Source organism: Iodobacter fluviatilis (assembly GCF_900451195.1).
Classification (GTDB): Bacteria; Pseudomonadota; Gammaproteobacteria; order Burkholderiales; family Chitinibacteraceae; genus Iodobacter; species Iodobacter fluviatilis.
In genome coordinates this window covers 1-9,885 of record NZ_UGHR01000002.1, presented here as the reverse complement: position 1 = coordinate 9,885, position 9,885 = coordinate 1, and the positions used below count along the sequence as shown (strand labels likewise).

General features: G+C 49.7%; 13 protein-coding genes and 3 pseudogenes. 9 read left to right on the top strand and 7 right to left on the bottom strand.

The window, feature by feature from the left end:
• On the bottom strand, positions 1 to 796 hold a 796-nt coding region (locus DYD62_RS15315), incomplete at its 3' end, for a M48 family metallopeptidase (protein WP_147288276.1).
• Positions 797 to 952: 156 nt separating this feature from the next.
• A complete protein-coding gene (locus tag DYD62_RS23675) occupies positions 953 to 1,108 on the bottom strand; it encodes a hypothetical protein (protein ID WP_172476515.1) in 156 nt (51 codons plus the stop codon).
• A gap of 90 nt (positions 1,109 to 1,198) precedes the next feature.
• On the opposite strand from DYD62_RS23675, the gene DYD62_RS15310 reads away from it, so the two are divergent.
• The 4 genes from DYD62_RS15310 to DYD62_RS24445 all read left to right on the top strand — a co-directional run bounded on the left by DYD62_RS15310 (position 1,199) and on the right by DYD62_RS24445 (position 2,906).
• On the top strand, positions 1,199 to 1,546 hold the full coding sequence (locus DYD62_RS15310) for a hemerythrin domain-containing protein (RefSeq protein ID WP_115228329.1): 348 nt from the start codon (positions 1,199 to 1,201) through the stop codon (positions 1,544 to 1,546).
• Positions 1,547 to 1,620: 74 nt separating this feature from the next.
• Positions 1,621 to 2,220: a 4'-phosphopantetheinyl transferase family protein gene (locus DYD62_RS15305; RefSeq protein ID WP_172476513.1), complete on the top strand. Its 600-nt coding sequence runs from the start codon at positions 1,621 to 1,623 to the stop codon at positions 2,218 to 2,220.
• 282 nt (positions 2,221 to 2,502) lie between these two features.
• Positions 2,503 to 2,742 carry a hypothetical protein gene (locus tag DYD62_RS24055; RefSeq protein WP_233702951.1) on the top strand — a complete coding sequence of 80 codons (240 nt, stop codon included), beginning with the start codon at positions 2,503 to 2,505 and terminating at the stop codon, positions 2,740 to 2,742.
• Positions 2,682 to 2,906 (top strand): ProQ/FINO family protein, encoded by a 225-nt coding sequence (locus DYD62_RS24445; protein ID WP_479686913.1) that lies wholly within the window; start codon positions 2,682 to 2,684, stop codon positions 2,904 to 2,906. Before DYD62_RS24055 ends, DYD62_RS24445 begins: the two co-directional genes overlap by 61 nt.
• Before the next feature lie 511 nt (positions 2,907 to 3,417).
• Here DYD62_RS24445 and DYD62_RS23835 read toward each other — a convergent pair.
• Both DYD62_RS23835 and DYD62_RS23830 read right to left on the bottom strand, forming a co-directional pair.
• Positions 3,418 to 3,759: an SLAC1 family transporter gene (locus tag DYD62_RS23835; protein WP_218586922.1), complete on the bottom strand. Its 342-nt coding sequence runs from the start codon at positions 3,757 to 3,759 to the stop codon at positions 3,418 to 3,420.
• 145 nt (positions 3,760 to 3,904) lie between these two features.
• Positions 3,905 to 4,042 carry a hypothetical protein gene (locus DYD62_RS23830; RefSeq protein ID WP_218586921.1) on the bottom strand — a complete coding sequence of 46 codons (138 nt, stop codon included), beginning with the start codon at positions 4,040 to 4,042 and terminating at the stop codon, positions 3,905 to 3,907.
• Positions 4,043 to 4,137: 95 nt separating this feature from the next.
• Between DYD62_RS23830 and DYD62_RS15290 the strand changes: the two genes are divergently transcribed.
• The 3 genes and pseudogenes from DYD62_RS15290 to DYD62_RS24440 all read left to right on the top strand — a co-directional run bounded on the left by DYD62_RS15290 (position 4,138) and on the right by DYD62_RS24440 (position 6,082).
• Entirely contained in the window at positions 4,138 to 5,022 is an 885-nt protein-coding gene (locus tag DYD62_RS15290) for a LysR substrate-binding domain-containing protein (protein WP_115228323.1), read from the top strand.
• A 199-nt stretch (positions 5,023 to 5,221) separates the two neighbouring features.
• Positions 5,222 to 5,703 (top strand): annotated as a pseudogene (locus DYD62_RS15285) (SulP family inorganic anion transporter).
• Positions 5,589 to 6,082 (top strand): annotated as a pseudogene (locus DYD62_RS24440) (SulP family inorganic anion transporter). The pseudogenes DYD62_RS15285 and DYD62_RS24440 overlap by 115 nt, the downstream one beginning before the upstream one ends.
• A gap of 12 nt (positions 6,083 to 6,094) precedes the next feature.
• On the opposite strand, the pseudogene DYD62_RS24050 reads toward DYD62_RS24440, so the two are convergent.
• Positions 6,095 to 6,921 (bottom strand): annotated as a pseudogene (locus DYD62_RS24050) (SulP family inorganic anion transporter).
• Between the two features lie 227 nt (positions 6,922 to 7,148).
• Positions 7,149 to 8,033: a LysR substrate-binding domain-containing protein gene (locus DYD62_RS15260; RefSeq protein ID WP_115228323.1), complete on the bottom strand. Its 885-nt coding sequence runs from the start codon at positions 8,031 to 8,033 to the stop codon at positions 7,149 to 7,151.
• Positions 8,034 to 8,453: 420 nt separating this feature from the next.
• On the opposite strand from DYD62_RS15260, the gene DYD62_RS23820 reads away from it, so the two are divergent.
• Positions 8,454 to 8,645 carry a TDT family transporter gene (locus DYD62_RS23820; RefSeq protein WP_218586918.1) on the top strand — a complete coding sequence of 64 codons (192 nt, stop codon included), beginning with the start codon at positions 8,454 to 8,456 and terminating at the stop codon, positions 8,643 to 8,645.
• Between the two features lie 48 nt (positions 8,646 to 8,693).
• Positions 8,694 to 9,113, top strand: coding sequence for a TDT family transporter (locus tag DYD62_RS23815; RefSeq protein WP_218586917.1), 420 nt, complete (start codon positions 8,694 to 8,696; stop codon positions 9,111 to 9,113).
• 115 nt (positions 9,114 to 9,228) lie between these two features.
• On the opposite strand, the gene DYD62_RS15250 is transcribed toward DYD62_RS23815, so the two are convergent.
• Positions 9,229 to 9,678, bottom strand: coding sequence for a ProQ/FINO family protein (locus DYD62_RS15250; protein ID WP_115228322.1), 450 nt, complete (start codon positions 9,676 to 9,678; stop codon positions 9,229 to 9,231).
• Positions 9,679 to 9,885: the final 207 nt, after the last annotated feature.

The following is a 9,885-nucleotide window of genomic DNA, read 5'->3' as shown; positions in this document are numbered from 1 at the left end:
TATTACGACGAGGAAATACAGCAGCGTCGCCGTTTTCTATGCGGGCAACCCGCTTGCACAGCCATGGGTAATCTGCGGTTAATTCATTCACCGCCATCCAGAAGCCATCTGTATCCTGGGCCTGAGCGATATAAGCCTGTGTATTCAAGCTTTTCCAGCGGCTGCAGCCGGCTGCTAATACCGCCAGAGCATGCACAGCGCTTTGCTTATTGCTTGTGCAGGCTAAGCCATACTGATCGCAGCTGTATTCTCTGGCACGGGAATACGCTGTGCCAAGCAGGGGAATCCAGCTGGCAAAAACCAGCCACCAGTGATGCACTAAATGCTTTTGCGCAATGTGGCCCAGCTCGTGGCCGATATAAAAATTCAGCGCCTCGTTATCATCCTGCAAAGCATCGACAATATCGCTGAGCAGCACCACATAATAGCGGCGTAAAAAACGGGTGGCGAATGCGTTTAAAGCACCATTTCCCGTCATTAAATAAAATTCTGGTTGTTTTTTCAGCCCGATAATCTGGCAACAATGATCAAAACGGGTATGTAAATCAGGAAACTGCTCAGCAGTGACCCGAACACCATTGCCGCGTACATAAGAAATAAAATATGAAAACCCAAATAAGCCGATGAGATAAAGCACCAGCATAATGATCCAGATAATGCCAAAGGTGACCAGCGTTAAAGCCAGCCAGCTCAGCCCTGAAATCACGGCCATGATCACAAACAGGCGGCGCTCGTTAGCGTATGGCCTGATGACCGCCCTTTGGGGATTAATTGATGATGTACCCTGCTCTTCCATAATGCCTCTGCTAACTTTTTTGCAAAGCAGCAATTATAGCGTTTTAATCGCAAATTACTTAAACGAATCTGACTAATTTAATTCAAATCTGTTAGTAAATATACTTACACATGTAAGTATATTTACTATTTCATTTGGTTTAAATCAAAGCTGGTCCTATATTTCTGCGTAAAATCCGACTAAATTAGTCGGAAATAAGAGGAGAAGCATGATGTCGCTGTTTTCTGCTGAATCAATCACATTTGAAACACCCATCGCCATGCTGATGGCCTGCCACGACAGAGTGCGCCAATACGCAGAATTAACACTCAAACTGGCTCAGTACCTGATAAAAGAAGGGGTGGACAGCAAGGCTCAGGACGCTGCTGCAAGCATTTTGCGTTATTTTGATGTAGCGCACCGCTGCACCACGAAGATGAAGATCTCGATTTGTTTCCGCTGCTCAGCCATTACGGCGATGCTGAGCTGCAAACCCTTATTGCATCGGTCAGTGCAGAGCACGAAACACTTGCACTGCTTTGGCAGGATATACGCAGCTATTTAATTCCACTGGCAGCAGGCCATGGTGAAATCTTGCCACTGGCTCTTGCGCAGGAATTTGCAAGACTTTACCCGGCCCATGCCGATCTAGAAGAAGCACGCATTTATCCCAGCGCCGAAAAACTGCTTGATGCGCCCACGCTAGCTGCAATGGGGCAAAGAATGGCCGAACGGCGGGCACACAGCCCCGCAGAGGATGAAGTTTTATAATCAGAGTGAGCAAATCCTTTGCCGGGCATTGCCCTCGCACTATCATGCTCAAATCCTTTGCTCTTGGTTTTCTTATGCTTTACGCCGAAGTTCTTCTTACCCGGATCACTCAAAACCCATACCTGAGCAGCGATCTGCTTTCTGCCAGTAGTAAAGCTAAGCTGGCAGCGATCCAGTCCCCCACTCGCGCACAACAATTTATTCTTGGGCGTCTGTTGCTCGCCCAGGCTGCAAGCCAATTTTTAGGAATTGAATACATGGCAGGCGATATTGAAGAAGGGGAGTTCTTCCCCTATTTAAGCCGGGCCACTCATTTACATGCCAGTATTTCACACAGCGGAGACAGCCTGGGAGTAACGGTGAACCCCCAACGAATCGGGCTGGATATAGAAAGCTGCCGCCCCAAGGCCAATATCGCCAAGCTGGCTGAATTTGCACTGCATCAGGATGAAGCCAGCTGGGTCAGCGCCGTCCCGGAAGAATCCCAAGAGCGTTTTTACTTGCTCTGGACACTGCGTGAAGCGGCTTTTAAAGCCGGGATTCGTGAGCAGGTAATCCGGGGCAACAGCTTAATGATTGATGGGAATATCAGCCCAGCCTGGCACTGGGCCAGTGAAAGAGAGCCCTCTCAACGGGTCAGCATCGCCTGTTTGGCCCCTGCTCCATGGTTTTAATCCACAAATCCAGCCTTTAGTTGCCACAAGCACGGCCTTCTGGCAAATAGTGCCCTACAGCCAAAAATACAAAAAGCAGGGTGAAATTCAGCCTAAAAGACAAAAAATGCCTGAAAAATTAAGTTTAAAGGTGCTTAATCTGCTTTTTTCACCGTATTCCAGCTACACAACCAGCTAAAAAGCTATTTTCAAAAGACCGATAAGCGACACTTTGCGATAGTACGGTATATGCAAACGCCGAGTTAAGGTAAGCTACCCCTTCATACCAACCCTAGTTTTCTAATGATGACCGATCAAAATTCAGCTTTAGCTCAAGCATTACAATCTGCGATTGGCGAGAAATCAGCCCGTCAACAGCAAATTATGATTATTGAATTACTTTATCAGCGCTATCCGGTGATGAAGCAGTTCAAGCCTTTAATGATCGGTGTTCACAAAGAACTGGAAAAAGCACTGCCGCAATTCGGTGCCAATCATGTACATCGTCGATTGCGGCCCATTGCCGTAAAGTGCGCTACCTGAAATCAGTAGCTCGTGGCGGTAAACGCTTTGATCTGAATGGCAAACCAGCAGGCGATGTAACTGCAGAAGAAAAAGCTGCCGCAGCCAAGTTTGTACAAACATCGAAGACCGCAAAAAGCCACAAACCGCAGCCACAGCAGAAGAAGTGGCTGTTGAGCAGCTAGTGCTTTCTGCCACCAGCGAAGTGATTGCTGAACCAGCGAAGTGATTGCTGAACCAGCAATCACGACGCAGAGAGCAAAGCAGAGTAAATCGCTTTAGCTCCATAGAAAAAGGCCGCAGCAGCGGCCTTTTTTAATTCACTCAGATGACTCAACCCTTATTATCTGTGCAGCAACTGCCCTGCTTTAAATGTAACTACATCATCTTTTGCCATAAAAATATCGCATACCGCAGGCCACATAGCCCACAACCACGGTGGCAATGCCTAATTCAAACTGCGCCAGCCCATTGAATCTGATTCACATAAGCAGCAGCAAATTCCATTGCCCAAGCAGGTGACTCACTTTAAACAGCGCCGTAGCACCAATTACCAGCGGGAAAGTAAATGCAGCATAGCCTGGTGAAAAGGGCAGAATCAGCAGCTTGAAAAGGCGAGGTAGATAATGCCTGTCATCAGCACCGCAATCCCGAATAACAGAGCCACAATCAGCAGCGATGGCTCGGTGGTCACGGTTAAGTAGCCCGCAAGTGAGAGGCTGGCAGGGGCAGCAGAATGGCGATGGTTGGCTTGGCCGCATCAGGTACTTCATGGCTGAAAATCAAACGGTAGAGCATCAGCGGCAGCATCACTGCGTAGCAAAATATCCCAAACCACAGCAAGCCATTTGCTAGAGCGGCAAATTGCCCGCCAGGAAAAGCCACATCCGCAACGATAATCCCTACCGGTGGCACAAACCAGCTTGGCACCATATGGTGAATTTCAAAGTCTTTAGCCCGATGCCAGATAAACGTCGCCAGAAACACCATATGCAAGATCACGGCAAATAGCCAAAGACCCTCAGCAAAGCGGAGCAAAGTGACCTGATGCCTTTGACACCACCATCGTAGCCATTGCAAAGGTTGGAACCACGCTGCCAACCACAGGGTGGGCTAAATCTTCAGCAGTAAACGGGGTGAAGCACAAATTTGAAAGCTAGAATAAGTAACAGCACTGAGGCGATCACAGCGCCTGATAGCTGAGCATAACCAGAAAAATCGCCAGCGTTTTCCCAACACACCCAAGGCTGGCAAGGCCTAAAGCTAAACCCGCCATTGGAGTAGGAGCGGCGGCAAGTAATTGATGAATTCGCTTAAACATACGACGACCTTCTTATTTATTGCAGTACAAATAGAATACGCCCGGATATTGTTATCATATCTAAATGATTTGAATTAGGCGTTTAGTTAAATCAAATGAAGCTCACTCTGCAACAGCTAAAATCCTTCGCTGCCATTGCCCGCTATGGCAATCTTGGCACGGCAGCCAATGAGCTGTGCCTGAGCAAGGGCGCCATTTCTCAGTCTTTGCAAGAGTTAGAGCGCCAGCTGGCCACACCGTTGTTTGATCGGATACATCCGCGCCTGCAATTAAACGCAGAAGGTAAATTATTACAGCCCGTGGCCGAAGAATTGCTCGCCCGGATGATGGATATTGAAACGATGTTTGCCAGCGATAACGAACCGGTCGGCCAGCTGCGCCTTGGGGCTACCCAAACCATAGGCAACTATCTGCTACCTATTTTGCTGGCACGCACCGAACAAACCACCACACCACGCATATCCATCGCCAATACCCATATCCTGAGCCATGCGCTTGCGCATTTTGAGCTGGATCTCGCCTTGATCGAAGGTGAAAACCATCACCCAGATTTAATCGCCGATCCATGGCTGCAGGATGAAATGTGCATTGTGGCGGCCCCCGCTCATCCATTTGTCAAACAGGCCAAACTGGCTATCTCTGCATTAAGCGGCGAAACATGGGTGCTTCGTGAACCCATGTCAGGTAATCGGGAACAATTTGAGCAACTGATACAGCCACAGCTCAGCACCAGCCGAATCGGATTGGAACTAAATACCCTAGAGGCCGTCATGTTAGCTGTGGAACAGGGGCTGGGCATCAGCTTTATATCCAGGCTGGCAGCACAAGACCGTATCAATAATGGGCGATTAGTTTGCCTCGCCATGCAGCAGCGCTTCCCACGCCAGCTTTACCTTGCATGGCATAAACAAAAATATCACTCCACCGCTTTGCGCAGGTTTATTCAGTTTTGCAGAGATCAGGCAGGGGTGATTTGCTAAGAATAAGCGGCACATCAATACACAACGCTCATCCCCCCAAGTGGGCAAAATATAACGCTTTGCCTCCCTGAAAAAAACGTTAGCTAAGCAACAGGACCCTGCATTGAACATATTCTTTCTGCGCATTATCCCTGGGCTGGCCATATTTCTAAATTACCCACGGGATTGCTGGCGGCAGGATTTGCTGGCGGGCTTATCGGTGGCCTCCGTCGCGCTGCCGGTGGGCGTGGCCTACGCCCAGTTGGCGGGAATGAGCCCGATTGCTGGCCTATATGCCAGCATTCTGCCATGGTGGCTTATGCGCTGTTTGGCTCTTCTAGGCAATTAATCGTCGGCCCAGATGCCGCGACCTGTGCCATGGTGGCTTCTACCTTGCTGCCGATGGCAATGGGAAATTCTGAGCTGTATATCTCGCTTTCAGTGGCTTTGGCGCTGATTACCGGGCTGTTTTGCCTGCTCGCTAGCCGCTTTAAGCTGGGGTTTCTGGCCGACTTCTTATCCCCGCCCATTCTGGCTGGTTTTTTAAACGGTGTAGCAATCAGTATTGCACTGGGGCAGCTAGGTAAATTGCTGGGATTTACTTTCATAAACACGATTTTATTGGCCGGATTCTGGAGCTGCCAGATCGCCTGCCCGAGCTGCATCCAGCCACAGCAGTCATTGGCCTTGGTACGCTGTTAGCCATTCAAGTTATTAAACGCCTACTGCCTAAGCTGCCCACCGCCCTTGTTGCCATGGGGCTGGCAGGGTTAATCATCTTTAGTCTGAATTTACAAAATGCAGGCATCGCCATTATCGGCTTATTGCCAGCTGGCCTACCCACCTTGCACTGGCCCACTATTCCCGGGCCCATCTGGGTGAATTACTCGGGGCAGGAGCGGGGCTGGCACTGATCAGCTTTAGCAGCGCCATTCTGACTGCCCGCAGCTTTGCCGCAAAAAATCGCTACGAGATCGATGCAGACAGGGAATTTACCGCGCTGGGTATGGCCAATATTGCAGCGGGCGGTTTACGCGAGGCTGCGATGTCGGCCGGATGCGAACGGCTACATGAGTCTTAACCGGATTATCATTCAGCCGTTCGGAATCCGCGCCCGCCATCCATGCGCTGTGAAAACGCCCGCTGCAATATTGGCCATACCCAGCGCGGTAAATTCCCTGTCTGCATCGATCTCGTAGCGATTTTTTGCGGCAAAGCTGCGGGCAGTCAGAATGGCGCTGCTAAAGCTGATCAGTGCCAGCCCCGCTCCTGCCCCGAGTAATTCACCCAGATGGGCCCGGGGAATAGTGGGCCAGTGCAAGGTGGGTAGGCCAGCTGGCAATAAGCCGATAATGGCGATGCCTGCATTTTGTAAATTCAGACTAAAGATGATTAACCCTGCCAGCCCCATGGCAACAAGGGCGGTGGGCAGCTTAGGCAGTAGGCGTTTAATAACTTGAATGGCTAACAGCGTACCAAGGCCAATGACTGCTGTGGCTGGATGCAGCTCGGCAGGCGATCTGGCAGCTCCAGAATCCGGCCAATAAAATCGTGTTTATGAAAAGTAAATCCCAGCAATTTACCTAGCTGCCCCAGTGCAATACTGATTGCTACACCGTTTAAAAAACCAGCCAGAATGGGCGGGGATAAGAAGTCGGCCAGAAACCCCAGCTTAAAGCGGCTAGCGAGCAGGCAAAACAGCCCGGTAATCAGCGCCAAAGCCACTGAAAGCGAGATATACAGCTCAGAATTTCCCATTGCCATCGGCAGCAAGGTAGAAGCCACCATGGCACAGGTCGCGGCATCTGGGCCGACGATTAATTGCCTAGAAGAGCCAAACAGCGCATAAGCCACCATGGGCAGAATGCTGGCATATAGGCCAGCAATCGGGCTCATTCCCGCCAACTGGGCGTAGGCCACGCCCACCGGCAGCGCGACGGAGGCCACCGATAAGCCCGCCAGCAAATCCTGCCGCCAGCAATCCCGTGGGTAATTTAGAAATATGGCCAGCCCAGGGATAATGCGCAGAAAGAATATGTTCAATGCAGGGTCCTGTTGCTTAGCTAACGTTTTTTTCAGGGAGGCAAAGCGTTATATTTTGCCCACTTGGGGGGGATGAGCGTTGTGTATTGATGTGCCGCTTATTCTTAGCAAATCACCCCTGCCTGATCTCTGCAAAACTGAATAAACCTGCGCAAAGCGGTGGAGTGATATTTTTGTTTATGCCATGCAAGGTAAAGCTGGCGTGGGAAGCGCTGCTGCATGGCGAGGCAAACTAATCGCCCATTATTGATACGGTCTTGTGCTGCCAGCCTGGATATAAAGCTGATGCCCAGCCCCTGTTCCACAGCTAACATGACGGCCTCTAGGGTATTTAGTTCCAATCCGATTCGGCTGGTGCTGAGCTGTGGCTGTATCAGTTGCTCAAATTGTTCCCGATTACCTGACATGGGTTCACGAAGCACCCATGTTTCGCCGCTTAATGCAGAGATAGCCAGTTTGGCCTGTTTGACAAATGGATGAGCGGGGGCCGCCACAATGCACATTTCATCCTGCAGCCATGGATCGGCGATTAAATCTGGGTGATGGTTTTCACCTTCGATCAAGGCGAGATCCAGCTCAAAATGCGCAAGCGCATGGCTCAGGATATGGGTATTGGCGATGGATATGCGTGGTGTGGTGGTTTGTTCGGTGCGTGCCAGCAAAATAGGTAGCAGATAGTTGCCTATGGTTTGGGTAGCCCCAAGGCGCAGCTGGCCGACCGGTTCGTTATCGCTGGCAAACATCGTTTCAATATCCATCATCCGGGCGAGCAATTCTTCGGCCACGGGCTGTAATAATTTACCTTCTGCGTTTAATTGCAGGCGCGGATGTATCCGATCAAACAACGGTGTGGCCAGCTGGCGCTCTAACTCTTGCAAAGACTGAGAAATGGCGCCCTTGCTCAGGCACAGCTCATTGGCTGCCGTGCCAAGATTGCCATAGCGGGCAATGGCAGCGAAGGATTTTAGCTGTTGCAGAGTGAGCTTCATTTGATTTAACTAAACGCCTAATTCAAATCATTTAGATATGATAAACAATATCCGGGCGGTATTCTATTTGTACTGCAATAAATAAGAAGGTCGTCGTATGTTTAAGCGAATTCATCAATTACTTGCCGCCGCTCCTACTCCAATGGCGGGTTTAGCTTAGGCCTTGCCAGCCTTGGGTGGTGTTGGGAAAAACGCTGGCGATTTTTCTGGTTATGCTCAGCTATCAGGCGCTGTGATCGCCTCAGTGCTGTTACTTATTCTAGCTTTCAAATTTGTGCTTCACCCCCGTTTACTGCTGAAAGATTTAGCCCACCCTGTGGTTGGCAGCGTGGTTCCAACCTTTGCAATGGCTACGATGGTGGTGTCAAAGCATCAGGTCACTTTGCTCCCGCTTTTGCTGAGGGTCTTTGGCTATTTGCCGTGATCTTGCATATGGTGTTTCTGGCGACGTTTATCTGGCATCGGGCTAAAGACTTTGAAATTCACCATATGGTGCCAAGCTGGTTTGTGCCACCGGTAGGGATTATCGTTGCGGATGTGGCTTTTCCTGGCGGGCAATTTGCCGCTCTAGCAAATGGCTTGCTGTGGTTTGGGATATTTGCTACGCAGTGATGCTGCCGCTGATGCTCTACCGTTTGATTTTCAGCCATGAAGTACCTGATGCGCCAAGCCAACCATCGCCATTCTGGCTGCCCCTGCCAGCCTCTCACTTGCGGGCTACTTAACCGTGACCACCGAGCCATCGCTGCTGATTGTGGCTCTGTTATTCGGGATTGCGGTGCTGATGACAGCATTATCTACCTCGCCTTTTTCAAGCTGCTGATTCTGCCCTTTTCACCAGGCTATGCTGCATTTACTTTCCCGCTGGTAATTGGTGCTACGGCGCTGTTTAAAGTGAGTCACCTGCTTGGGCAATGGGAATTTGCTGCTGCTTATGTGAATCAGATTCAATGGCTGGCGCAGTTTGAATTAGGCATTGCCACCGTGGTTGTGGGCTATGTGGCGCTGCGGTATGCGATATTTTTTATGGCAAAAGATGATGTAGTTACATTTAAAGCAGGGCAGTTGCTGCACAGATAATAAGGGTTGAGTCATCTGAGTGAATTAAAAAAGGCCGCTGCTGCGGCCTTTTTCTATGGAGCTAAAGCGATTTACTCTGCTTTGCTCTCTGCGTCGGTGATTGCTGGTTCAGCAATCACTTCGCTGGTTCAGCAATCACTTCGCTGGTGGCAGAAAGCACTAGCTGCTCAACAGCCACTTCTTCTGCTGTGGCTGCGGTTTGTGGCTTTTTGCGGTCTTCGATGTTTTGTACAAACTTGGCTGCGGCAGCTTTTTCTTCTGCAGTTACATCGCCTGCTGGTTTGCCATTCAGATCAAAGCGTTTACCGCCACGAGCTACTGATTTCAGGTAGCGCACTTTACGGCAATGGGCCGCAATCGAGCGATGTACATGATTGGCACCGAATTGCGGCAGTGCTTTTTCCAGTTCTTTGTGAACACCGATCATTAAAGGCTTGAACTGCTTCATCACCGGATAGCGCTGATAAAGTAATTCAATAATCATAATTTGCTGTTGACGGGCTGATTTCTCGCCAATCGCAGATTGTAATGCTTGAGCTAAAGCTGAATTTTGATCGGTCATCATTAGAAAACTAGGGTTGGTATGAAGGGGTAGCTTACCTTAACTCGGCGTTTGCATATACCGTACTATCGCAAAGTGTCGCTTATCGGTCTTTTGAAAATAGCTTTTTAGCTGGTTTGTGTAGCTGGAATACGGTGAAAAAAGCAGATTAAGCACCTTTAAACTTAATTTTTCAGGCATTTTTTGTCTTTAGGCTGAATTTCACCCTGC